Source organism: Actinoplanes lobatus (assembly GCF_014205215.1).
GTDB classification, from domain to species: domain Bacteria; phylum Actinomycetota; class Actinomycetes; order Mycobacteriales; family Micromonosporaceae; genus Actinoplanes; species Actinoplanes lobatus.
The window spans coordinates 2,924,135-2,948,305 of sequence record NZ_JACHNC010000001.1 but is presented as its reverse complement, the minus strand read 5'-3'; the positions used below and the strand labels follow the sequence as shown (position 1 = coordinate 2,948,305).

The 24,171-nt window shown below is 71.6% G+C and carries 22 protein-coding genes; 4 read left to right on the top strand and 18 right to left on the bottom strand.

Translation table 11 applies throughout. The annotated features are described in order from the left end of the window. Positions 1–88: 88 nt before the first annotated feature. Together BJ964_RS13680 and guaB are read right to left on the bottom strand one after the other, a co-directional pair. On the bottom strand, positions 89–1,210 hold the full coding sequence (locus BJ964_RS13680) for a GuaB3 family IMP dehydrogenase-related protein (protein WP_188121014.1): 1,122 nt from the start codon (positions 1,208–1,210) through the stop codon (positions 89–91). Between the two features lie 56 nt (positions 1,211–1,266). Next, positions 1,267–2,754: an IMP dehydrogenase gene (gene guaB / locus BJ964_RS13675; RefSeq protein ID WP_188121013.1), complete on the bottom strand. Its 1,488-nt coding sequence runs from the start codon at positions 2,752–2,754 to the stop codon at positions 1,267–1,269. A 119-nt stretch (positions 2,755–2,873) separates the two neighbouring features. Between guaB and BJ964_RS13670 the strand changes: the two genes are divergently transcribed. Beyond that, complete coding sequence (locus BJ964_RS13670) at positions 2,874–3,272, top strand: DUF5319 domain-containing protein (protein WP_188126933.1); 399 nt, start codon at positions 2,874–2,876, stop codon at positions 3,270–3,272. A 186-nt stretch (positions 3,273–3,458) separates the two neighbouring features. On the opposite strand, the gene BJ964_RS13665 is transcribed toward BJ964_RS13670, so the two are convergent. Beyond that, on the bottom strand, positions 3,459–4,313 hold the full coding sequence (locus BJ964_RS13665; protein ID WP_188121012.1) for a response regulator transcription factor: 855 nt from the start codon (positions 4,311–4,313) through the stop codon (positions 3,459–3,461). Positions 4,314–4,544: 231 nt separating this feature from the next. On the opposite strand from BJ964_RS13665, the gene BJ964_RS13660 reads away from it, so the two are divergent. Then, on the top strand, positions 4,545–4,931 hold the full coding sequence (locus BJ964_RS13660; protein ID WP_188121011.1) for a WhiB family transcriptional regulator: 387 nt from the start codon (positions 4,545–4,547) through the stop codon (positions 4,929–4,931). A 159-nt stretch (positions 4,932–5,090) separates the two neighbouring features. Here the strand turns inward: BJ964_RS13660 and BJ964_RS13655 are convergent, their stop codons facing one another. The 9 genes from BJ964_RS13655 to BJ964_RS13615 form a co-directional block, all read right to left on the bottom strand. Beyond that, the gene (locus tag BJ964_RS13655; protein WP_229806630.1) at positions 5,091–6,725 is read right to left on the bottom strand and encodes a molybdopterin-dependent oxidoreductase; all 1,635 of its coding nucleotides are present in this window, start codon (positions 6,723–6,725) and stop codon (positions 5,091–5,093) included. Between the two features lie 29 nt (positions 6,726–6,754). Beyond that, positions 6,755–8,266 (bottom strand): M16 family metallopeptidase, encoded by a 1,512-nt coding sequence (locus BJ964_RS13650; RefSeq protein ID WP_188121010.1) that lies wholly within the window; start codon positions 8,264–8,266, stop codon positions 6,755–6,757. Beyond that, positions 8,263–9,171 carry a DUF4034 domain-containing protein gene (locus tag BJ964_RS13645; RefSeq protein WP_229806629.1) on the bottom strand — a complete coding sequence of 303 codons (909 nt, stop codon included), beginning with the start codon at positions 9,169–9,171 and terminating at the stop codon, positions 8,263–8,265. The genes BJ964_RS13650 and BJ964_RS13645 overlap by 4 nt, the downstream gene beginning before the upstream one ends. A gap of 54 nt (positions 9,172–9,225) precedes the next feature. Continuing rightward, entirely contained in the window at positions 9,226–10,404 is a 1,179-nt protein-coding gene (locus BJ964_RS13640; RefSeq protein WP_188121008.1) for an ROK family protein, read from the bottom strand. A gap of 34 nt (positions 10,405–10,438) precedes the next feature. Next, on the bottom strand, positions 10,439–11,692 hold the full coding sequence (locus BJ964_RS13635; protein ID WP_188121007.1) for a sugar ABC transporter permease: 1,254 nt from the start codon (positions 11,690–11,692) through the stop codon (positions 10,439–10,441). Continuing rightward, positions 11,689–12,495, bottom strand: a complete 807-nt coding sequence (locus BJ964_RS13630) for an ATP-binding cassette domain-containing protein (RefSeq protein ID WP_188121006.1) — start codon at positions 12,493–12,495, stop codon at positions 11,689–11,691. The genes BJ964_RS13635 and BJ964_RS13630 overlap by 4 nt, the downstream gene beginning before the upstream one ends. Before the next feature lie 171 nt (positions 12,496–12,666). Then, complete coding sequence (locus BJ964_RS13625; protein ID WP_188121005.1) at positions 12,667–13,761, bottom strand: sugar ABC transporter substrate-binding protein; 1,095 nt, start codon at positions 13,759–13,761, stop codon at positions 12,667–12,669. 317 nt (positions 13,762–14,078) lie between these two features. Continuing rightward, positions 14,079–14,570: a Cys-tRNA(Pro) deacylase gene (gene ybaK / locus BJ964_RS13620; RefSeq protein ID WP_188121004.1), complete on the bottom strand. Its 492-nt coding sequence runs from the start codon at positions 14,568–14,570 to the stop codon at positions 14,079–14,081. Between the two features lie 53 nt (positions 14,571–14,623). Beyond that, entirely contained in the window at positions 14,624–15,811 is a 1,188-nt protein-coding gene (locus BJ964_RS13615) for a class I SAM-dependent methyltransferase (protein ID WP_188121003.1), read from the bottom strand. 214 nt (positions 15,812–16,025) lie between these two features. On the opposite strand from BJ964_RS13615, the gene groES reads away from it, so the two are divergent. Together groES and groL are read left to right on the top strand one after the other, a co-directional pair. After that, positions 16,026–16,340, top strand: coding sequence for a co-chaperone GroES (gene groES / locus BJ964_RS13610; protein WP_014440794.1), 315 nt, complete (start codon positions 16,026–16,028; stop codon positions 16,338–16,340). Positions 16,341–16,412: 72 nt separating this feature from the next. Then, positions 16,413–18,065, top strand: a complete 1,653-nt coding sequence (gene groL / locus BJ964_RS13605) for a chaperonin GroEL (protein ID WP_188121002.1) — start codon at positions 16,413–16,415, stop codon at positions 18,063–18,065. Between the two features lie 67 nt (positions 18,066–18,132). Here groL and BJ964_RS13600 read toward each other — a convergent pair whose 3' ends face one another. The 6 genes from BJ964_RS13600 to tsaB are packed head-to-tail and all read right to left on the bottom strand — an operon-like array spanning position 18,133 to position 24,167. Next, on the bottom strand, positions 18,133–19,902 hold the full coding sequence (locus tag BJ964_RS13600; protein WP_188121001.1) for an ABC transporter ATP-binding protein: 1,770 nt from the start codon (positions 19,900–19,902) through the stop codon (positions 18,133–18,135). Then, on the bottom strand, positions 19,899–21,584 hold the full coding sequence (locus tag BJ964_RS13595) for an ABC transporter transmembrane domain-containing protein (RefSeq protein WP_188121000.1): 1,686 nt from the start codon (positions 21,582–21,584) through the stop codon (positions 19,899–19,901). The genes BJ964_RS13600 and BJ964_RS13595 overlap by 4 nt, the downstream gene beginning before the upstream one ends. 42 nt (positions 21,585–21,626) lie before the next feature. Continuing rightward, complete coding sequence (locus BJ964_RS13590; RefSeq protein WP_183222884.1) at positions 21,627–21,881, bottom strand: hypothetical protein; 255 nt, start codon at positions 21,879–21,881, stop codon at positions 21,627–21,629. Between the two features lie 9 nt (positions 21,882–21,890). After that, complete coding sequence (tsaD, locus tag BJ964_RS13585; RefSeq protein WP_188120999.1) at positions 21,891–22,943, bottom strand: tRNA (adenosine(37)-N6)-threonylcarbamoyltransferase complex transferase subunit TsaD; 1,053 nt, start codon at positions 22,941–22,943, stop codon at positions 21,891–21,893. Continuing rightward, complete coding sequence (gene rimI, locus BJ964_RS13580) at positions 22,936–23,424, bottom strand: ribosomal protein S18-alanine N-acetyltransferase (protein ID WP_188120998.1); 489 nt, start codon at positions 23,422–23,424, stop codon at positions 22,936–22,938. The genes tsaD and rimI overlap by 8 nt, the downstream gene beginning before the upstream one ends. Further along, on the bottom strand, positions 23,424–24,167 hold the full coding sequence (gene tsaB / locus BJ964_RS13575) for a tRNA (adenosine(37)-N6)-threonylcarbamoyltransferase complex dimerization subunit type 1 TsaB (RefSeq protein ID WP_188120997.1): 744 nt from the start codon (positions 24,165–24,167) through the stop codon (positions 23,424–23,426). Before tsaB ends, rimI begins: the two co-directional genes overlap by 1 nt. Positions 24,168–24,171 lie beyond the last annotated feature (4 nt).

Below are 24,171 nucleotides of genomic sequence, written 5' to 3'. Positions count from 1 at the left end.
GAAGCGGAGCCATCAGGCCCAGCGTTTTGCCGCGGAGCGAAGCGGAGCCATCAGGCCCAGCGTTTTGCCGCGGAGCGAAGCGGAGCAATCAGGCCCGGTCGAGGACCAGGGCCACCTTCTGGAACTCCTTGACGTCGCGGTAGCCGCACTTCGCCATCGCGCGCCGCAGGCCGCCGAAGAGGTTGAGCTGGCCGTCCGGGCGGTTGGCCGGGCCGTACAGGACCTCTTCGAGGGTGCCGTCGGGCTCGCCGGCGATGCAGAACCCACCGCGCGGCAGGGCAGGGTGGCTGGCGGCCGAGTGCCACCAGGCGCCGCCGGCCGGGGCGCCCTCGGCGAGAGACAGCGGCTCGCCCAGCATGACCGCGTCGGCGCCGCAGCCGATCGCCTTGGCGATGTCGCCGGAGGTGGCGAGGCCGCCGTCGGCGATGAGGTGCACGTACCGCCCACCGGTCTCGTCCAGGTAGTCGCGGCGGGCGGCCGCGGCGTCGGCGATCGCGGTGGCCATCGGCACCCGGATGCCGAGCACGGTGTCCGTCGTGGACCACTCGTCGGCGCCGACACCGACGATGACACCGGCCGCGCCGGTCCGCATCAGGTGCAGGGCCGTCTTGTAGTCGGTGCAGCCGCCGACGATGACCGGCAGGTCCAGGTCGGCGATGAACTCCTTGAGGTTCAGCGGCTCGTCGGTGGTGGAGACGTGCTCGGCCGAGACCAGGGTGCCCTGGATGACCAGCAGGTCCACGCCCGCGTCCAGTATCACCGGGGCGAGCGCCAGGGTGTGCTGCGGCGACACCCGGACGGCCACGGTGACGCCGCCCTCGCGGATCTGCCGGACCCGGGCGCCGATCAGCTCCGGCTTGATCGGCTCGGAGTAGACCTCCTGGAGCCGCTTGGTGGCGTCGGCGTCCTCGTCCAGCGAGGCCAGCTCTTCGAGGATCTTGGAGGGGTCCTCGTAGCGGGTCCACAGGCCCTCGGCGTTGAGCACGCCCAGGCCGCCGAGGCGGCCCAGGGCGATCACCGAGTCCGGGCTCTGGGTGGCGTCCGACGGGTGCGCGACGCAGGGGATCTTGAAGGGGTACGCATCGAGCTTCCACTCGGTCGACACGTCGTCCACGTCGCGGGTGCGACGGCTCGGAACGATGGCGATGTCGTCCAGGTGGTAGCCGCGCTGCGCGGTCTTGCCCAGGCCGATCTCCACTACGTCACGCATGGCTCGGATGCCTTCATTTCCTTGTTACGGGTGGCGGGCGGGGTGGTTGGAGGGCTCTAGCGGGAGTGGTAGTTGGGAGCTTCGACCGTCATCTGGATGTCGTGCGGGTGGCTCTCCTTGAGCCCGGCCGCCGTGATCCGGATGAGCTGTCCCCGCTCCTGCAGGTCGGGGATGGTCTCCGCGCCCACGTAGCCCATGGCCGCGCGCAGCCCGCCGATGAGCTGGTGCGCCACCCTGGACAGAGGACCACGATAGGGCACCTGACCCTCGACGCCCTCGGGAACCAGCTTGTCCTCGTTCACATCCTGCTGGAAGTAACGGTCCTTCGAGTACGACTTGGCCTGACCGCGGGACTGCATGGCGCCGAGCGAGCCCATCCCCCGGTACGACTTGAACTGCTTGCCGTTCACGAAGATCAGCTCGCCGGGGCTCTCCTCCGAGCCGGCCAGCAGGCTGCCCAGCATCACGGTGCTGGCGCCGGCCACGATCGCCTTGGCGATGTCGCCGCTGTACTGGATACCGCCGTCGCCGATGACCGGGACGCCGGCCGGACGGCAGGCCCGGGAGGCCTCCATGATCGCCGTTATCTGCGGCACGCCCACGCCCGCGACGATCCGGGTGGTGCAGATCGCGCCCGGCCCGACACCGACCTTCACGGCGTCGGCGCCCGCCTCGACCAGCGCCTTGGCGCCCGCGTACGTCGCGACGTTGCCACCCACGATGTCGATCGTGGTGTCCTTCTTCAGCCGGGCGACCATCTCCAGCACAGCACGCTGGTGACCGTGCGCGGTGTCGACGATGACCACGTCCACGCCGGCGTCGATCAGGGCACGGGCCCGCTTGTACGAGTCGTCGCCCACGCCGACGGCGGCAGCCACCCGGAGCCGGCCCTGCGGGTCCTTGGCGGCGTTCGGGTACTGCTCGCTCTTGGTGAAGTCCTTCACGGTGATCAGCCCGCGCAGGTGACCGCCCTCGTCGACCAGCGGCAGCTTCTCCACCTTGTGGCGGGCCAGCAGGGCCAGCGCCTCGTCCTTGCTCACCCCGACCGGGGCGGTGATCAGCGGCGCCTTCGTCATCACGTCGCGCACCTTGGCGTCGAAGTCGCTGACGAACCGCATGTCCCGGTTGGTCACTATGCCGACGAGCACGCCCTCGGCGTCGACCACCGGGGCGCCGGAGATCCGGTAGCGGCCGCAGAGCGCGTCCACCTGGCGGAGCGTGTCGTCCGGCCCGCAGGTGATCGGGTGGGTGATCATGCCGGACTCGGAGCGCTTCACCAGGTCGACCTGGGCGGCCTGGTCCTCCACGGAGAGATTGCGGTGCAGCACGCCGATGCCGCCCTGACGGGCCATGGCGATCGCCATCCGCGCCTCGGTGACGGTGTCCATGCCCGCGGAGAGCAGCGGGATCGACAGCTCGACGTTTCTGGTCAGGCGCGTAACGGTGTTGACCCGGCTTGGCACGACGTCCGATTCGCCGGGCTGCAGCAGCACGTCGTCGAAGGTCAGACCGAGAGGAACGGTACGAGCGCTGTCAGTTTCCACAAATCATCCCTAGAGAAGAGGCGGAGTTCATCATCCTACCCATCCTGGGCGGGGCACCCTGGCGGCGGACAGAACGTGCGGGCCAGCACACACACGCGGGAGGTGAGTACGGTATGAGGGTGCAAGATGAGCCGATCGACCCGTTCAACGGCGACCCGACCGACCCGGCCGCCGGTCTCGACGACCTCAGCGAGGACGCCGAGTCCGAACCGCTGACCGAGGACGAGCGGCAGGATGTCCTGGAGGACCTCTCCGACCTGGAGATCTACCAGGCGCTGCTCAGTCCGACGGGCATCCGCGGGCTGGTGATCGAGTGCGAGGACTGCCACGAGCCGCACTACTTCGACTGGGACCTGCTGCGCGGCAATCTGCGTCATCTGCTGAGCAGCGGCCGTCCGCGGGTGCACGAGCCCGCCTACGATCCGGACCCCGACCACTACGTCACCTGGGAGTATGCGCGTGGATACGCCGACGGCGTCCACGACACCCTGACAGAAGGCACGGACGACGAGAGTTAGGCCCCGAGCGTTACCCGATACCCCCTAGTTTCCGCGAGGTCGTAGCCACGGAACGACCCGCAAAATGCCGCCGGTGACGAGGCAAGTGATTTGCCGACGCCAGCGGGGTTTGCTGGCGGCGGGAAATCACCTGCCTCGTCACCGGTTACAAGGCGTTTTGCCGCGAAGCGAAGCGGAGCCAGCTAGCTAAGCGACCAAGCCGGCTCGGAAGCCTGCCGCGACCGCGTGTGCTCGGTCCCGGGCGCCGAGCTTGCGGAACAGCCGCCTGGCGTGCGTTTTGACGGTGTCCTCCGAGACGAAGAGTTCCCGGCCGATCTCGGCGTTGCTCTTCCCGTCCGCCATCCCCCGTAGCACCTGCAACTCACGCTCGGTGAGCGTGAGCCGCCGACCGGCGGGCTGCGCGTCGGTCATCCCGACACCCGCCTCGTTGCCGGGCCACGCCACCATCGGCCGGCCGGTAGCCGGATCGATCGGGGCGTCGCCACGCTGTGACGGAACCATCGGCGCATTGGGGCCCAGCATGGCCGGCACCGCCGCCGCGTTGTGCACGCCGATGCCGCCGGGCCCCTGCTGATACTGCCCCCGCGCGCCGGGCGAGTTGGTGTTGCGGACGCCGCCGGCCACCGTGGCCGGCTGCGCGTTCGAACCGTTGATCGGCATGCCCTGCGGGCGTACCGGTAGCAGGAGCAGGAGCAGCGCTTTCGCGACGACGCTGACCAGGTCGTGCTCGACGCCGCGGATGACGCCCCGGGCTCCGGCGGCGACGGCCGCCGCCGCCACCCGCGGGTCTTCGGCACCGAAGAGCACCACTTGTGCCTGGGGGGCGCGGGCAAGTACACGCCGGGTGAAACCGACGCTGTCGGGCCGGGTCACGGCAGTGTCGGCCAGGACCACTTCGGCGGGCCGTTCCGCCAGTCGGATCATGGCCTCGGTCTCGCTGACCGCGGTCCGGACGACGCCGGTCATGCCGAGCCGGGCCGCGGTGGACGCGACGGTCTGGGCCGCCAGCGGGGTTCGGACGCACACGAGGACGGTACGCACAGTGATCCTCCTTCTCTCTCAGAGGAGATCACGCGAGGGCCGCAGCATTACGCGCTTTAGATGGAAAAAACGGGAAAGAAAGGTATGACTTGCCACCCCTTTGCCATACCGCTCGCGAAGACATCGACATGTTGCGTGTGAGCCGGCGATAGCCGGGGTACACCCGCGAAAGGCCTGAGTCAGGCCCCTCACGACGAACGCTCCGCGGTGCCGCGCGGGAGGAGGGTGTTGATGTCGAACGTTCGCAGACTGCCCGGGCCCATCGCCGATCTGTGGGATTGGCAGAGACTCGGGCTCTGCCGGGGCCGGGACAGCGCACAGTTCTTCCACCCCGACGGCGAGCGCGGGTCGTCCCGCAGTCGTCGCGAGGCAGAGGCCAAGACGATGTGCGGCCCGTGCCCGGTCCGGGCGGAGTGCGCCGCGCACGCCCTCGCCGTTCGCGAGCCGTACGGTGTCTGGGGAGGTTTCAGCGAATCGGAGCGGCTGCGGCTGCTCGCGGTCGGCTGGGAGGACCTTGCCGATCGTCACGGACGGGTCGACCTGACCCGGCTCGAAGCGCGCCTCGGACGGCCCCACAAAACGGCGGTACCCGCGCAACGGCAGGCACCGGCGGCCTGACGCCGCCCGGAGCGCGGCATCACCACACGGCTTCCGGCACGGTCCTCCGCGGAGGACCGTGTCGAGTGGTTCAGCGGTTCTTCAACCGCATTGGTGGACATGCAAGCCACCGTATGAGCGACTTGCTTTCCCGAGTCGGACCGAAAGTGCGGCTTTCAACTACCCGATCTCGACTGTCACCTGGTGCCAGCCGGTCGCCCCATCGGGTGCCGGAGGGGCCTCCTCCGATGTCTGAGTCACCCCATCGAGATCGGTCGCGCGTACCCGTAAGGTGTGCCGTCCGGCGGAGGCGTCCCAGGTGAGGCTCCACTGCCGCCAGGTGTCCGCGGAGGGCGCCCCGGCCAGCGTGGCGGTCCGCCACTCCCCGTCGTCGACCTGCACCTCGACCTTCGCGATGCCGCGATGTGTCGCCCATGCGACGCCGCCCACCGTGACCGGGCCGGCCGAACGCGAGGCGCCGTCACGCGGGGTGTCGATTCGCGACTGCGTCTTCACCGGCGCCTGCGCCGACCAGCCCCGGGGAACCCAGTAGGCGTCGAAGTCGGCGAACCTGGTCAGTTCGATCTCGGTGATCCACTTGCAGGCGGACACGTAGCCGTACAGTCCGGGAACGATCATCCGGACCGGGAAGCCGTGCCCGACCGGCAGCGCCTCGCCGTTCATCCCGATCGCCAGCAGCGCGTCCCGCCCGTCCCGCAGCACCGCGGTCGGTGTGCCGCAGGTCCAGCCGTCCACCGACCGCTGCACCACCTGATCGGCCTCGGGCAGCGGGTCCGCCTCGTCCAGCAAGGCCTTGATCGGGGTGCCGAGCCAGAGCGCGTTGCCGATCAGGTCGCCACCCACCTCGTTCGACACGCAGGCGATCGTCAGGTAGCGCTCGATCATCGGACGGCGCAGCAGGTCGGCGTAGGTGACGGTGATCGGATTGCGCACCATCCCGTGAATCCGCAACTCCCAGGTGGCCGGGTCGACCTGCGGGGTGACCAGGGCGGTGTCGATCCGGTAGAAGGTCCGGTTCGGCGTGACCCAGGGCGCCGCGCCGGGCGCCTGCACTCCCGCGGGCGGAGCCGGGGCGGGCTCCACCGGCGCCGGGAGCGCGATCGACTGCCGGGCCGCGCTCACCGCGCGCCTCGAGGTGAGCAGCCGCCCGCCGACGCCTCCGGCCGCCGCGATCACACCCACGATCCCCAGATCACGGACGAATCGGCGGCGGCTTCTTTCGATCTCGTACGGGGTTCGCGTGTCCCCGGCCGCAACGACGTGTCCCGCCGTGCCGGCGCCGGCGCCGTCGTGGTCCGGGCCGTCGCCCGCCGCCGGGCGGGGCTGCCCACTCACCGGCTCGGTCGCACCCACCGCGGCCGGCTCGACGGCCCGGGACAGGCGCAGCAGGTGGTGCAGGACCAGGACCACCACGGCCGCGCCGGCCAGGGCCGGGAGCACCGCGCCAGGTCCGGCCCCGGGGCGGGTCAGCGCCGCCGCCGCGCCCACCGCCCCGAACAGCGCGATCCCGCCGACCGCGAGCGCCCACCGCCGCCGGCCCAGCACTCCGACACCGTAGGCGTACCCGGCGAGCAGCAGACCCGTACCGATGAGCAGTGCCGTCTTGTCGTGTGTCCCGAAGACCGCGATGCCGAAGTCCTTGACCGGCGCCGGAACGTGGTCGACCACCACGCCGCCGACCGCGACCAGCGGCGCGGACCGTGACCCGGTCGCGGCCGCGACCAGCTCGGCGACGCCGAGCGCGGCGGCGGCCGCCGCGATCCCGGCCAGTCCGGCGCGTACCGATGCCCTCACATGACCATCCTGCCTCGCGCCGGGCCCGTTCAGCGTCCCCGGACCCGGCGGATCGCCCGGATCACCATCCGCTCGACCCCGTTGGGCGGCCGTGGCTCGTGCTGCGGGGCCTCCGGCTGCGGGATCGCGGCCCGGTCCCGGGGTGGCATGTCGATCCGCAGGCGGGCCGGGATCCGGGCGTCGATCTCCCGTACCACCCGGTCGGCGCCCCGGTAGAGGGTCGGCTCGATCCGGGCCGTCACCGCGTCCGGGCCGATCATCCGCCGCCCGCCGTCCGGCCAGGCGAGCAGCAGCGCGCACTCGTCCCAGCGGACCGACGCGATCTGGCCGTACCCGGTCACGCTGATCCCCTCGTCCCCGCTGATCAGGCGCAGCCCGCGGTCCTTGCGCCCGCGGTGCACACGGCCGGGGAGCGCGGCCTCCGACATCTCGGGGGCGGCGGTGTACCCGGCCCAGTCGGCGCTGCTCCCGGGTGGGGTCATCAGCAGGCCGGCGTCGTACGCGGCGGCCGCCACCTCGGTCACGTCCGCGACGGTGACCGCCCGCACCTCGGCCAGCGCCTCCTCCAGGGTCTGCACCTCACGCCCGGAGAGCAGGTTGAACGCCTGCCCGGGCAGCCGGGCCCCGCGCTGCTCGGAGTCGCGCAGCCCTTCGCAGGTCAGCTTGACCACGGTCGCCACCTCGTCCGGGTCGATCTGCCCGGCCCGCATCGCGGCGAGCACGTCGATCAGCCCGCCGAGCGCCGCCTCCTGCTTCTCCGGCAGCGCGTCGGCGACCGCGATGATCCGGGCGGTGCCGTCGGCGCGCGGGACGTACTCGGTGTGGGGCTGGTAGGAGATGCCGTCGCGGCGGCGCAGGTCGCTCATCATCCGGCGTTCCAGCACGGTGGCGAAGACCGCGGCCCGGGCCTCCCGGCGGACCACGGTGTCCCAGGCGACGGTCCCGCCGTCGCGGGCGAAGAAGGCCGGGGTGACCGGCAGCTCGGTGGTGACGGTCGGCGCGGGCCGCCGCTCACCGGACGGCAGGTCCAGGACCAGTCCCTCCGGGATCTCCTCCCCGGCCACCCAGAGTGCGGCGTTCTCCCGGGTGAAGTAGCGGGCGATCCACTCCTGGACGTCGTCGGAGGTGATCCCGGGAAGGGCCCACTCGGGATAGCTGACCACGCCGAAGCCGCGGGCGCCGTGCCGCCACATCGGCAGCGGGTCACGGTCCGGCGGCGCGCCCTGGACCAGCTGCCGAACCGTGGCGAGCCGGGCCGTCGACGGGTTCCGCAGCGCCGCGCACACGCCGGTGAGGAACTCGGCGACGTCGGCCGCCGGCCCCTGCATGTGGAAGTAGGTATGTTCGGTGCCGGTGGCCCCGAGCTGCCGCCCGTCGGTGCCCAGCCCGTCGGTGACGAGGTGCTCGACGAGCCGGGTGAGGCCGCGCCGGGCCAGTGGCTCGTCGGCCGTGCCGACCCGGAAGACCAGGCCGGCGTGGATCGGCCCACTCGTCGGGGCCAGGACCGCCGGAACTCCGTCGACCTCCAACCGCTTGATCACGTGTTACCTCCCGCCCGTGCCCGGAACTTCTCGATCGTCGCGGCCGGATCGCCGAGGTACTCCCATGGCCACCGGGAGCCCAGCCCGCCCAGCGCGTCGAAGAGGGAGGCCGCGGCCGGATGATCGTCGAGGAGGACGAAGGCCATCGCGAACGTGCTCATCGTCCGGACCCAACCGTGGGTGCGCCGGAAGTCCGGGTGCCACACCGAGCGCATGGCGGCCTCACGCAACTCGGCCCGCACCCGGTCGACGTCGGTGACCACCTCGGAGTGCTCGATGTAGGCCTCCGCCAGCAGGACCGGGCTCGGTGCTCCGGCGGGCGCGGCGGCGGCCGCCTCCTTCGCGAACTCGTACGTCAGCGCGGCGTCCCCGTACCACTTGGCGCAAAGACTCTGCAGCATCTGCTGCTGGCCGGGCAGGTGGTGCGGATCGATCTCGGCGAGCCGGCCGTAACGTCGGCGGATCTCGGACAGACCGAGCCGCAGACCGCGGGCGGTGACCAGCCGGGCGGTCCAGATCGCCGGATCCCGCGGGCTACGGGCGGCGGCGTCGACGAGCACCCGCTCGGCCTCGGCGAGCCCGGCCCGGAACGCCACGAACCGCTCCCGGCTCACGTGCTCGGCCCGGGCCCTGGTCCGGATCCGCCAGGCCGCCTCGATCAGATACTGGCCCAGCAGCGCGCCGGCCGTACCGTCGCCCGGGTCGCCGCGCAGCACGCCGCGCAGGAAGTCCTCCAGGCCGTCCACGTCGGCGACGGCCGCTGTCAGGTAGGTGCGTTCCGCCTGTTCGGCGGCGTCGAGCAGCTCCCGGCAGGCCGGCCAGTCCCCGGCGTCCAGCGCGGCCCGCAGGGCGGTGATCTTCGGGTACGCGGCCGCCGGGTCCAGATTCGATTGACGCGGGAGCATGGCGGGCAGCATAGATCTCCCGCGATCACCGGCGGACTCCGGGTGATCGGCTACTCAGGACACGAGAGGGTCGTCGAGCAGGTGGTCGAAGGCCAGTTCGGCCGCCCCGATCAGGGCCGCGTCGGTGCCCAGTTCCGGGGTGCGCAACCGGACGTGCTCCCGGCAGGCGGGCAGTCCCACCGCGTTGAGCCGGCTGCGGATCTGGGCCGCGGCGCCCAGGTAGACGTCCCGCAGCGTGCCCCCGAAGATGACCACCTCGGGGTTGAAGATGTTGACCAGGTTGCCGACGCCGAACCCGACCCAGTCGCCGACCTGCCGCAGCGCGTGCTGGGCCTGGCTGTCCCCGCGCATCGCGGCGTCCACCACGGCGAGGACCGCGTCCCGGCCGCTCCGGTCGTCGCGCCCGGCGAGGCGGAGCAGGGCGTGCTCGCCGATCTCGGTCTCCCAGCAGCCGCGGGAGCCGCAGCTGCACGGCCGCCCGTACGGGTTGACGACCATGTGACCGACTTCGCCGCCGTACCCGCCGTGCCCGGTGACCCGGCGTCCACCGGCCACGATCCCGGCGCCGACGCCGACGTCCCCGTACAGATAGATGACGTTGTCCGAACCGACCGCGGCCCCGCGCGCGTGCTCGGCGAGCGCGCACACGTCGGCGTGGTTGCCGACCGTCAGCCTGCCGAACTCGCCGAGCTCGGAGCGGACGGTCGCGCCGACCGGCTCCTCCACCCAGCCGATGGTGGGGGCGAGGCGGACCATGCCGTCCTCGCGGCGGACCATGCCGGCGACCGCGAGGCCGGTGCCCACGCAGCGGCCGTCGTCGGGAGCCCCGGAGCGCATGGTGGCCACGAAGTGGGAGAGCGGGCGGACCGCCTCGGGGGCGGTCATCCCGGGTGGGCGCTCGGCCTCGTACTGCTCGAGGATCCGGCCGCCGAGCCCGATCCGGGCGGCGCGCAGGCGGTCGACCTCGATGCTGAGCGCGTAGGCGTACACCCGTCCCGACTCGGGCCGGACGACCAGTGAGGGTCGCCCGGCCCGGCCGGTCTCGCGGGGCGCCGCCTCGCTGACCAGGCCCGCGCCGATCAGCTCGGCGGTGAGGGCTCCGATGGTGCTGCGGTTGAGGCCGAGCCGGGTGGTGAGTTCCGCCCGGGACGTGGCGCCGTGCATGTGCACGTAACGCAGCAGCGTCCCGAGGTTGTGCCGGCGTACGTCTTCCTGGCTGGGCCCGGCCCGCATCAGCGTCCCGTCCCCCGCACGGGATCCCGCATCATCAACTGCCCGTTGCGGATGCTCTGCGCCGGGCCAGGGCGTCGACGCTCGCCGCCGCCAGCAGCACGAGGCCGGTGAAGATGAACTTCACGCCGGAGTTGAGGCCGAGCAGGGTCATGCCGTTCTCGATGACGATGATCACGGCACCACCGATGACCGCATAGATGACCTTGCCCTTGCCGCCGAAGAGACTGGTGCCGCCGATGACCGCCGCACCGACCGAGTAGAGCAGGATGTTACTGCCACCGGTGTTCGGGTCGACGGAACTCTGCCGGCTGACGACCAGGATTCCGCCGATCGATGCCATGAACGAGCAGATCACGAAGACCGAGATGCGGATGCGGTCGACCGGGATGCCGGCCCGGCGGGCCGCCTCGGTGTTGCCGCCGACCGCGTAGACGTGCCGGCCGTAGGTGGTGCGGGCCAGGACGAAGGTCCAGATCACCAGGAAGACCACGATGAGCGGTACGACGATCGGCGTGCCCTTGAGCGAGGTGATCGCCTTGTTGACCGCCCGCTCCAGGGTGAGCACGTAGGTGGCGGAGAAGGCCAGCACCGCGACCCCGGCGATCCGGGCCACCACGATGCCGAGCGGCTCGGCGACCAGGTTGCGGGAGACCCGGCCCCGCCAGCGGATCAGCTGCGCCGCGGCGAAGCCGAGCACGCCGATGATCGCGAAGAGCCAGCTGTCGCGTACCGAGAGGGTGCCGTTGTTCAGCGACTTGACGAACTCGTCGGTGATCGAGATGTTCTTGCCGCCCTCGAGCAGGGTCAGCAGGACGCCCTGGAAGCCGAGGAAGGCGGCCAGCGTGACCACGAAGGACGGGATGCCGAGCTTCGCGACCAGCACACCGAGCACCAGGCCGATGACGATGCCGGTGACCATGGCCGCCGGGATCGCCACGTACCAGGGCAGGCCGTGGGTGGTCAGCAGGATCGCCATGACCGCGCCGCAGACGCCGCTGGCGAAACCGGCGGAGAGGTCGATCTCGCCGAGCAGGAGCACGAAGACCAGGCCCATGGCGATGAAGACGATCTGGGCGCTCTGGTTGAACAGGTTCGCGAAGTTGAGCGCGCTGAGGAACGTCTCGGCCCGGGACAGGCCGAAGATCAGCACCAGGACCAGCAGGCCGAGGACGGCCGGGAGGGTGCCGAGGTCGCCGCCACGGACCCGGGCGAAGTAGTCCCGGATGTGGCTCGCGACGGTGGGCTTGACGACCTGGATGCCACCGGCCGTCTCAGTCGTGGTGGTCACTTCTTGACCTCTCCCGGCGTGATGTCGATGAAGTCGGAGGGCCGCTCCGGGGGCAGGCCGAGGTTGCCGCTGCGGCCGCCGGTGATCAGCTCGACGACCTGGGAGTGGGTCACATCGGCGGCCTTCACCTGGGCGGCCATCCGGCCCAGGTAGAGAGCGGCGATCCGGTCGGAGACCGCGAAGACGTCGTTCATGTTGTGCGAGATCAGCACCACACCGAGGCCGTTGTCGGCGAGCCGGCGGACCAGCTCGAGAACCTGGGCGGTCTGCGCCACACCGAGGGCGGCGGTCGGCTCGTCGAGGATGACGACCCGGCTGTTCCAGAGCACCGCCTTGGCGATCGCCACGGTCTGCCGCTGGCCGCCGGAGAGGCTGGAGACGAGCTGGCGCAGCGACTTCACGGTCCGGACGGAGAGGCTGCGCAGCGTCTCGCCGGCCATCTCCTCCATGGTCGCCTCGTCGAGGACGATGCCGCGCCTCTTCTCCCGGCCGAGGAACATGTTCTGGACGATGTCCAGGTTGTCGCAGAGCGCGAGGTCCTGGTAGACGACCTCGATGCCGAGGGCGGCGGCGTCCCGGGGGCTGTGGACCGACACCTCCCGGCCGTCGAAGGTGACCGTGCCCGCGTCGATGCTGTAGATGCCGCTGACGCACTTGACCAGCGTGGACTTTCCGGCGCCGTTGTCGCCGACCAGGGCGGTTACCTCGCCCGGGTAGACGCTCAGACCGACGTCGTGGAGGACTTGGACGGGACCGAAGCTCTTGTCGATCCCGCGCAGCTCCAGGAGGGGTGTCGCGGCCACTGATGGTTCTCCTTCGTTCGGTGACCGGGTTCGTCGTGGGCTGCGCCACTTCGTCGTGGCGGGGCCGACTACGGGAAGGTTCTGTAGAACCGACTCCGGCGCCGCCCGCGCGAGCACGGGCGGCGCCGGCCTTCAGCCGTTGGTGTCCGGCTTTCGGTGGTCAGCCGAGACTCAGATGCCGGCCTTGGTGCAGGCCTCGGCGAAGTCGGCGGTGCAGAGCTCTTCCTTCGTGACGAAGCCGTCAGCGACGACGTCCTTCACGTTGGCAGCGGTGATCGACTGCGGGGCGAGCAGGACGGACTTGACCTCCGCCTTGGTCTCCGGGTCGACGACCGTCTTGGTGGCGGTGCTCGGGGTCTCCTGCTTGGCCAGGGCGATCGCCAGCTCGGCGGCCGCGTCGGCCTCCTTCTTGATCGCCTTGTAGACCGTCATGCACTGGTCGCCGGCGAGGATGTTCTGCAGACCCTGAACGGTGGCGTCCTGGCCGGTCACCGGGACCTTGCCGTTCAGCTTGTTCCGCTTGAGCACCTGGATCGCGGCGTTGCCGAGGCCGTCGTTGGCGGCCAGGACACCGGCGATCGCCTTGTTCTGGGTCAGCATCTGCTCGAAGATCGTGCCGCCCTGAGCGTTGTCCCAGTCCGGAACGTCCTGGTCCGGGCCCTTGACGTAGTCGCCGGCGTCGAACTTCGGCTTGATCACCGAGTCGTAGCCCTGCTTGAACAGGGTGGCGTTGTTGTCGGTCGGCGAACCGTTGAGGTAGGCCACGACCGGCTTGGCCGCCTTCTTCTCGGTGAGGCAGTCCACCAGGCCCTGGCCCTGGAGCTTGCCGACCTCGGTGTTGTCGAACGACACGTAGTAGTTCGCGCCGCCGCCGAGGGTGAGGCGGTCGTAGTCGATGGTCGCGATACCCGCGGTCTTCGCCTTCTCCAGGACGGCCTTGCCGGTGCCGGAGTCCAGGTTGACGATGACCAGGACCTTGACGCCGCTGGCGATCATGCCGTCGGCGATCGTGGTGAACCGGGTCTTGTCACCCTCGGCGTTCTGGATGTCGGCCTCGACACCGGCCGCCTTGAACGCCTCGGTCAGGTACTTGAGGTCGGCGGTCGCCCAGCGAGCCGAGCTCTTGGTGTCGGGCAGGATCACACCGACCTTGCCCGCGGAGCTGCTGGTGCCGGTGCCGGTGTCGCCGCCGTCGTCGGTGCCGCAAGCGGCCATGCTGCCGGCCATCAGGCCGACCGCGGCAAGGGCGAACAGTCCCTTACGCATCCCTTATTTCCTTTCGGGGGGTAAATCCGGGGCCTTGTGTCGGATTTGCAGAGACGTGGCACCTGGGAGCACCGTGTCTCTGAGTAGCGCCGATGGATTAGGAACCGGTTTGTTGTGCCCGGCAACGTATTCCCAACGTGGCCGAGAACACAAGCCGCAACGGCCGTCTATCTCGTAACGAGGGATAACAATCCGGCAACACGCCCGTGCCACCAGGGCAACCGTCCAGCCCCCCGAAGTCCCCCGAGATCGGCATGCCGTAACGCTAGGTTAGTTTTTTCGCCGACCGCGAACCACACCACGAAGAACAGCCGGTACTAGGATCCGGCCGCTCGGATCGGGGCGACCGTCGCACCAGTCAGGCGGATGAGGTCGACGGGCGCCAACGCCACCTGCAACCCACGGCGGCCGGCCGAGACGTACATGGTCTCCAGTCCGGTTGCCGAGTCATCGATCACGGTGGGCAATAGCTTGCGCTGGCCGAGCGGGCTGATCCCGCCCCGCACATACCCACTGCTGCGCTCGGCGGCGGCCCGGTCGGCCAGGATCGCGCGCTTGCCGCCGGCCGCGGACGCCAGCGCCTTCAGGTCGAGATCGCCGGTCACCGGCACCACCCCGACCACGAGCCGGCCGTCCACCTCGGCCACCAGAGTCTTGAACAGCCGGTGCGGCTCGACCCCGAGAGCCTGCGCCACCAGCGCCCCGTACTGCGGGGCGTCCGGCGACACGTCGTACGGATGCAGGGTGTGCGCCACCCGCTCCGCGGTGAGCAAGGCGGTGGCCGGCGTGCCGGCCGCTTTCTTGACCATGCGCGGCACGGTACTACCGCGGCCGATCTCCGCGCACGTCCGATTCCGACCTGTTACGCCGTTGTTGTCAGGAGCGCCGTGGGAGCCCCGTCCACCCGGGTCAGCAGCAGGCCCGCCGTGTTCGGACCGGACAGCTTGAGATCCTTGCGCAACTGGTCGGGCACCAGCGCAGAGCCCCGCTTGCGGATCTCCAGCACCCCGACGCCACGCTCGCGCAGCAGCGCCCGCAGCCGTTTGAGCGAGAACGGCAGCACGTCGGTCACCCCGAGGCGGCGGGCGAACGGCGTGTCCACCGGCTCGTCGGTGTAGACGTAGGCGATCTCCGGGTCGGCCAGCCACCCGCCCACGCTCGCGGCGAACTCGGCCACCAGGTGCGAGCGGATCACCGCCGGGTCGAGGTCGTAGATCCAGGCGCCGACCGGGCCGACCGGCGCCCGTTCCAGGCCCGAGCCGGTCAGTCCGGTCACCTCGGAGCCGTTGATCAGGGTGGCCCGGCGCTGCGCGGACGCCAGCGGGCCGCACCAGAAGGCCGCCTCGACCAGGTTGCCGCCGACACTGACCCACTCCCCCTCGGCGCCCGGCGGCAGCAGGCCGTGGTCGATGCCGGGCGCCAGTTTCAGCACCGTGCGGGGCACCCGTACGGGCAGGCCGGCGATGAAGTCCCACGGCGGCGAGTAGGCCTTCGGGTCGAACACCCGGCCGCGACCGGCCTGACGGCGGGCCGGGTCGGCGAAGACCGCGTCGTACCGCTCGACCTCGACCGTGGTGGCGTCCGCACACTCCACGGTGATCCGGCCGGACAGCCCGGCGGCCTCGGCGTTCGCGGCGGCCAGGGCGGCGGTCAGCGGGTCGGCGTCCACGGCGTACACGGAGATGCCGTGCCGGGCCGCCGCCAGCGCGTCGGAGCCCAGCCCGCACCCCAGATCGGCGAGGGTCCCGACGCCGGCGGCGGCGAGCCGCGCCGCCCGCCGGTCCGCGACGGCCGAGCGTGTCGCCTGCTCCAGCCCGGCCCGGGTGAAGAACATCGCGGCGGCGTCCGCGCCGAACTTGCCTGCGGCGCGCTCACGCAAACTAGCCTGGGTCAAGGCGGCCGCGGCGAGTTCCGCGCCGAAGCCCCGGGCCCGCATGGCCGAGGCCGCGGCGAGCGGCTCACCGCCGGTCACCTCGGCCGCCACGGCCAGGGCTTTCGACCCCTCCGGGGTCCGCAACAGTTGCAACAACTCAGGTGTCACGTAAGGCATTCTCCCTGGCGTGACAGGTTGGCACTCTGGTTGACGGAGTGCTAGTTCCGGCATAGTCTCCGGTTAGCACTCTCACCATGAGGGTGCCAGCCGCCCGGCCCGTCCGTGCGGTTAGGCACCAGGCGGACCGGCACCCGCGACGACGGCCCCGCCCGGTGGCATGAGGCATTGACCGGCCTGGTTCAAGGCCGGCGAAACCTGTACCCAGGAGGGTATGCCCGTGACTACCGCGACCAAGGTTGCGATCAAGCCGCTCGAGGACCGCATCGTGGTCCAGGCGAACGAGGCTGAGACCACGACCGCCTCCGGCATCGTGATCCCCGACACCGCCAAGGAGAAGCCCCAGGAGGGCACCGTCCTCGCCGTCGGCCCCGGCCGGATCGACGACAAGGGCAACCGCGTCCCGCTCGACGTCAAGGTCGGCGACGTTGTTCTCTACTCGAAGTACGGCGGCACCGAGGTCAAGTACGCCGGCGAGGAGTACCTGGTGCTCTCCGCCCGCGACGTCCTCGCGGTCATCGAGAAGTAAGACCTAACCGTCTGTGCAGGCGCCCTGTTCCGATTCTCGGGGCAGGGCGCCCGTGCGTGAAGGGACCAATACATGGCGAAGATCCTCAGCTTCTCTGACGACGCCCGGCACCTCCTGGAGCACGGCGTCAACACGCTCGCCGACACGGTCAAGGTCACCCTCGGGCCGCGCGGACGCAACGTCGTCCTGGACAAGAAGTTCGGCGCTCCCACGATCACCAACGACGGCGTGACCATCGCCAAGGAGATCGAGCTCACCGACCCGTACGAGAACCTCGGCGCGCAGCTCGTCAAGGAGGTGGCGACCAAGACCAACGACGTCGCCGGTGACGGGACCACCACGGCGACCGTTCTCGCGCAGGCGCTGGTCCGCGAGGGCCTGCGCAACGTGACCGCGGGCGCCAACCCGATCGGCCTCAAGCGGGGCATGGACCAGGCCGCCGAGGCCGTGTCCAAGGCGCTGCTGGCCAAGGCCGTCGAGGTCGCCGACCACAAGGCGATCGCCAACGTCGCCACCATCTCGGCGCAGGACGCGAACATCGGCAAGCTGATCGCCGACGCGATGGACCGGGTCGGCCGCGACGGTGTGATCACCGTCGAGGAGGGCTCGGCGCTGCAGACCGAGCTCGAGGTGACCGAGGGTCTCCAGTTCGACAAGGGCTTCATCTCGCCGAACTTCGTGACCGACGCCGAGTCGCAGGAGGCGGTGCTGGAGGACGCGCACATCCTCATCACCACCCAGAAGATCTCCAGCATCGAGGAGCTGCTTCCGCTGCTGGAGAAGGTTCTCCAGACCGGCAAGCCGCTGCTGATCGTCGCGGAGGACGTCGAGGGCCAGGCCCTGTCCACCCTGGTGGTCAACTCGCTGCGCAAGACCATCAAGGTCGCCGCGGTGAAGGCGCCCGGTTTCGGTGACCGCCGCAAGGCGATCCTCCAGGACCTGGCGATCGCCACCGGTGGCGAGCTGATCGCCCCCGAGCTGGGCTACAAACTCGACCAGGTCGGCATCGAGTCGCTGGGCAGCGCCCGGCGGATCGTCGTCGACAAGGAGAACACCACGATCGTCGACGGCGGCGGCAACTCGTCCGACGTCGCCGACCGGGTCGCGCAGATCCGCAAGGAGATCGAGGCGTCCGACTCCGACTGGGACCGTGAGAAGCTCGCGGAGCGGCTGGCCAAGCTCTCCGGCGGCATCGCGGTGATCAAGGTCGGCGCGGCCACCGAGGTCGAGATGAAGGAGCGCAAGCACCGCATCGAGGACGCCATCGCGGCGACCAAGGCGGCCGTCGAGGAGGGCACCGTCCCGGGCGGCGGCGCCGCTCTCGCGCAGGTCGCCAAGGAGCTCGAGGGCAACCTGGGCCTCAGCGGCGAGGAGGCGCTCGGCGTCGGCATCGTCCGCAAGTCGCTGGTCGAGCCGCTGCGCTGGATCGCGCAGAACGCCGGCCACGACGGCTACGTCGTGGTGGGCAAGGTCGACGAGCTGGGCTGGGGCCACGGCCTCAACGCGGCCACCGACGAGTACGTCGATCTGGCCGCGGCCGGCATCATCGACCCGGTGAAGGTGACCCGCAACGCGGTCTCCAACGCCGTCTCGATCGCCGGTCTCCTGCTGACCACCGAGAGCCTCGTGGTGGAGAAGCCGGCCGAGGCGGCTCCGGCCGCCGGTGGCGGGCACGGCCACAGCCACGGTCACGGGCACGGCCACCAGCACGGTCCGGGCTTCTGACCGGGTCAAGCTTCGGTGTGAAGGGCGCGCTCTCCGGGGCGCGCCCTTTTCCTTTCCGGGGTACGGACTACGCGTGCTCGGAGATCTCGGCCGGCTCGGTGCCGCCCTGCCAGGACCGCCACAGCGCCGCGTAGGCCCCGCCCGCCGCCACCAGCTCGTCGTGCGGCCCCAGCTCGGTGATCCGCCCGTCCTCCACGACGGCGACCCGGTCCGCGTCGTGCGCCGAGAAGAGCCGGTGCGCGATGGCCACCACGGTCCGCCCGCTGACCACCGCGGCCAGCGAGCGCTCCAGATCCCGGGCGGCCCGCGGATCCAGCATCGCGGTGGCCTCGTCGAGCACCAGGGTGTGCGGGTCGGCGATCACCAGCCGGGCCAGCGCCACCTGCTGCGCCTGGGCCGGGGAGAGCGGATGCCCGCCGGCGCCGACGACCGTGTCCAGCCCGTCCGGCAGCGCGTCCGCCCAGTGCAGGGCCTGTACGGCGGTGAGCGCTGCCCGTACCTCGCCCTCCTGGACGCCGGGACGCACCATCGCGACGTTGTCGCGGAGCGTGCCCACGAAGACATGGTGCTCCTGGGTGACCAGCGCGACCTCGGCACGCAGCCGGTCCGGCGGCAGTGCGGCCAGCGGCATCCCGCCCACCGTGATGGTGCCCGAGGTGGGCTGGTACACGCCGGCGAGCAGGCGGCCCAGGGTGGACTTGCCGGCGCCGGAGACGCCGACGACGGCGAGCCGCTCGCCCGGTTCCAGGACCAGGTCGACGCCGTGCAGCACCTCCCGGCCCGGCTCGTAGCCGAACCGGACGCCGCACAACTCGACCCGGGTCCCGTCCGGTGCGGCGGTCCCGGCCGGCTGCGGCTGCGGCCCGGCGGTCACGCCCAGCAACCGGGCCAGGGCGGCCCCGCCCACCTCCAGCTCGTCCAGCCAGCCGACCAGCCGGTCCAGCGGATCGACCAGTTGCTGCACGTAGACCACCGCGGCGGTCAGCTCACCCAGGGTCACCGCATCGTGCAGGTAGAGCAGGCCTCCGGCGAGCAGGGTGAGCACCATCGGCAGCACGTAGCTGATCTCGATGACCGGCCACCACACGGTCCGCAGACGCAGCGTGTACCGCTCGGCCCGCCACGACCGCCGCAGGTCCGCGTCGGTGCGCCCGGCCCGCTGCCGCTGCCGTCGCATGGCCTCGACCGTCCGGGCACCCTCGACCGTCTCGGTGAGCCCTTCGGTCACGTCCGAGTAGGCGGCGTTCTGCCGGAGATAGCCGCGCGGGGCGTGCCGCAGGTACCACCGGGTGCCCACCGTCATGATCGGCACCCCGATCAGCAGCGGCACCGCGAACACCGGGCTGACCAGCAACAGCGCCGCCACCACGAGGATCAGGGTGATCAGCGCGATCAGGGTCTCCGGCACCGCGAAACGGACGCATTTGGACAGTGCGTCGACATCCCGGGTGGTGCGGGTCAGCAGATCACCGGGGCCGGCCGCCTCCACCGTGGACAGCGGCAGGCCCAGCACCCGGGTCACGAACTCCTCCCGCAGCCGGGCCAGCACCCGCTCCCCCAGCCGGGCCGAGGCCAGATGGGCGAACCGGATCAGCACCGACTGGACCAGCACGAATCCGCCGATCATCAGGGCCAGGCGGTCCAGCCGGTCCAGCGGCACGCCGTCGTGGATGCCCTGCACCATGTCGCCGAGCAGTCGCGGGCCGGCCAGCCCGGCCAGGGCGGCGGCCGCGTGCAGGCCGACCGTGGCACGGAACATGGCCGGGTAACGGCGGATCAGGTCGCGGGCGTACCGGCGGGCCTGCACGGCGCTCGCCACCGGGAGCAGGCGGGTCACTGCTTCTCCTCGCGCAGCACCATCCGGGCGTAGCCGGGTTCACCGCGGAGCAGGTCCCGGTGCCGGCCGGCGGCCACCAGCCGGCCGTCCTCGACGTAGCAGACGTGATCGGTGCGGCTCAGCACCAGCGGGCTGGACGTGCACACCACGGTGGTCCGGCCGCTGCGGGCGGCGCGCAGCCGCTCGGCGATGCGGGCCTCGGTGTGCGCGTCGACGGCGTTCGTCGGCTCCACCAGGATCAGCACCTCGGGGTCGGCGATCAGCGCGCGGGCCAGGCGCAGCCGCTGCTGCTGGCCGCCGGAGAAGGAGCGGCCGCGGTCGGCGATCACGGTGTCCAGGGCGTTCGGCAGCGCGTCGACGATGTCGGTGGCGGCGGCGGCCGCGAGCGCCTGGGCGACGCCACCGCGACCGTCCGGGTCCAGATCGGAACCGAGCCGGCCGGAGAAGAGGCGGGCGTCGTTGTCGACGACCAGGATCCGGTCCCGCACCTCGGCCAGGGCCACGGCCGACAGCGGCACACCGTCCATCGTGGCGCCGTCGGTGTACCGGCCGAGCCGGTCGGCGATCCGGGCCGCGTCGGCCGGCGTGGACGCCACGATCGCGGTCAGCCGGCCCCGCGGGATCCGCACCCCCGACCCGGAATCGGCCAGCTCACCCGGGGGCAGCGGGACCGGCTCCGGTGGATCCGGCAGGTCGCCCACCACCTGGAGCACGGCCACCACCCGGCGGCTCGACACGTGGCCCCGGGTCATCTTGTCCAGCACGTCGGTGAGCTGACGCAGCGGGGCGACCAGGAAGGCGGCGTACGCGTAGAACGACACCAACTGCCCCACGGTGATCCGCCCGTCCGCCGCGAACCGGGCGCCCAGCCAGGTGACCAGCACCAGGAACGCCCCGGGCAGCAGCACCTGGGCCGCCTCCAGCAGCGATTCGACGCGCGCCGTGCGTACCCCCGCCGCGCGCAGCGCCTGTGACTCGGCGCGGTAGCGCGCCGCCACGGCCGACTCCCCGCCCACGCCGCGCAGCACCCGCAGCCCGCCGACCAGGTCCGCGGCCCGGCCGGTCAGACGGCCCTGGCTCTCCCGGTACGCCTTCTGCCGCCGGTGCAGCGGCCGGATCAGCAGGCCCACCACGATCATCAGCAGCGGCACCCCGACCAGCACGATCAGGCCCAGCGGCACCGACGTGCGCAGCAGCACCACGGTGATCGTGACCACGGCCAGCAGCGAACCGGCGCCGCGTGAGGTGATGTCGACGGCGCCGCCGATGTGGGTGATGTCCGAGGTGCCGATCGCGACCACCTCGCCCGCGTCCAGCCGTCGCGGCAGGGTGGAGCCGAGCCGGTTCGCCTGCCGGACCACCACCTGCACGGTCCGGAAGGCTGCGGCCAGCCAGTTGGCCACCGCGAACCGGTGCCGGGTGATACCGGTCAGCGCCTGCACCACGCCGACGCCGAGCAGCAGCAGCGCCCAGGCCAGCAGGGCCGCGGCGTCGCGCGTCACGGCGGCGTCGACGGCCCGGCCCACCAGGGCGGGCACCAGAGCCTGACAGCCCATCCAGGCGATCGCCAGCAGGGCCGCCGCCGCGACCGTCAGCCGGGAGCGCCGGACCAGCCAGAACAGATATCGAGTGGCGGACCGGGAGTCGGGTGTGCCGGGATCGGTGACGGGCAGTCTTCGCATCAGGACCCGACGGTAAGGGCCGCGACGCGCCGACGGCGAGGGTCAGCGATCGACGGGAGTGAAATCCCAGACGTGCGGAGCGCGCGCCACCAGCTTCTCCGGCGGCGTCAGCAGGCTCTCCGGGGTATTGCGCCATTTGGTGATGACGACGATGCGATGATCGGTGGACGAATAGACGTCACTCGACACATGTTGTGGCAGTACCTCCAGAGCAGGCACCGCCGTGTCGCAGACCCAGGCCAGCAGCTCGTCGAAGCCACTACGCGAGGCCCGCACCTCCCACATCCGCGCGATCATGAACGCTTCCTACCCCGGCACACTCACCGCGGTCAAACTCATCGCGGAATCCGCGGGCAGGTCCAGGCGGCTCGGGGCGACGCCGGCCATCACCAGATGCGAGCCGAGTGCCGCGACCATCGCGCCGTTGTCGGTGCACAAACCCGGACGGGGTACGCGGACCGCGATCCCGTGCTTCGCGGCGCGTTCCTCAGCGAGCACGCGCAGTCGCGAATTGGCCGCCACCCCACCGCCGATGACCAGGGTGCCCACCCCGTTGGCCCGGCAGGCGTCGATCGCCTTGGCGGTGAGCACGTCACAGACCGCCTCCTGGAAGCTCGCCGAGACGTCCGCCACCGGCACCGGCTCACCGGCCCGCTCCCGGCTCTCCACCCAGCGTGCCACGGCCGTCTTGAGCCCGGAGAAGGAGAAGTCGAACCGGTGCGCCGCCAGATCCTTCGCGGCGGTCAGCCCCCGCGGGAACGCGATCGACGCCGGATCGCCCTCGCGGGCCGCCCGGTCGATGATCGGCCCGCCCGGGAAGCCCAGGCCCAGCAGCCGGGCCACCTTGTCGAAGGCCTCCCCCGCCGCGTCGTCGATGGTCGCCCCGAGCGGCGTCACGCCCGCGGTCAGGTCGTCGACCAGCAGCAGCGAGGAGTGGCCGCCGGACACCAGCATCGCCACCGCCGGCTCGGGCAGCGGGCCGTGCTCCAGGGTGTCCACCGCCACGTGCGCGGCCAGGTGGTTCACGCCGTAGATCGGCTTCTCGGCGGCGAGCGCGTACCCCTTCGCCGCGGCCACCCCGACCAGCAGCGCGCCGGCCAGGCCGGGGCCGCTGGTGACGGCGATCGCGTCGATGTCGGCGAGGGTCACCCCGGCCTCGTCGAGGGCCCGCTGCATGGTCGGGACCAGCGCCTCCAGGTGCGCCCGGCTGGCCACCTCCGGCACCACCCCACCGAAGCGGGCATGCTGGTCCACGCTGGAGGCCAGCGCGTCGGCGAGCAGGGTGTGCCCGCGCACGATGCCGACACCCGTCTCGTCGCAGGAGGTCTCGATCCCGAGGACCAGGGGTTCGTCACGCATCGCGCATCATCACCAGGGCGTCCGTGTTGCTGGGTTGGTAGTAGCCGCGCCGGATCCCGACGGGCTCGAAGTCGTACTCGGCGTAGAGCCGCTGCGCGGCCGCGTTGTCCACGGCCACCTCGAGCAGCGTCTTGCGGGCCCCGCGCCGGGCCGCCTCGGCGAGCAGCGCCTCCAGCAACCCGCGGCCGATGCCCCGCCGTTGCGCGTCCCGGCGGACCGCGATGTTCTGCACCCAGGACTCGTGCTCGTCCACGACGGACAGTCCGGCATAGCCGGCCACCGCACCGTCCGCCTCCGTGGCGACCAGGTAGAACTGGCGGGTGGCCAGCTCGTTCCAGAACATGGCGGGAGACCACTTCTCCGGGCCGAAGAGGTCCTCCTCGATCGGCATCACCTCGTCGATGTGCCACCAGCGGAAGCGCTCGATCACATGGTCCGCGCCCGTCTTCACCTGGCCGGCCACCGGAAGGTCGGCGCTCATCAGGTGAGCACCGCCTTGCGGGCGCTCGGCTCCACCGCGTCCGGCCGGCGCAGGTAGAGCGGCGTCAGCGCCTCGCCCGGCGCGCCCGCCCGGATCCGCTCGGCCGCGAGCGCGACCAGCGCCGCCCCCGGCGGGTAGAGCAGGTGCTCCTCGACCGGCACGCCGAACACGTCCCCGTACTTCAGGGCGCCCTCACCGGCCGCCCGGTCGACCAGCCCGGCCATCGACGTGCCGCCGCCCGCCTCCTCGGCGCCGACCAGCACCCCGGCCGGCAGCGAGCCACCGGTGGCGCCGTGCACCAGGGCGGCCACGTCGGCCGGCTTGGCCACCTCCGGCCCGGTCACCCGCTCACCGTCCGCGTACGTCGCGAAATACACCTCGCGGCGCCGGGCGTCGGTGGCGATCAGCACCCGGCCGGGTCCGGCCGAGCGCCCCAGGGCGTCCAGCGAGCACACCGCGTACGTCGGGATGCCCAGCGCCTGCCCCATGCTCGCCGCCGTGGCCAGCCCGACGCGCAGCCCGGTGAAGGGCCCCGGCCCGACACCGGCCACGATCGCGGTGACATCCCGCGGCCGGAGCCCGGCGTCGGCGAGCACGGCGGCGATCTCCGGGGCGAGCCGCTCCCCGTGGGCGCGCGGATCGACGGTGCGCCGCTCCGCCACCCCGGTCAGACCGTCCACGGTCACCTCGACGAGCGCGGCCGTCGAGGCGGGGGTTGCGGTGTCCAGAGCCAGTACCAGCACAGGG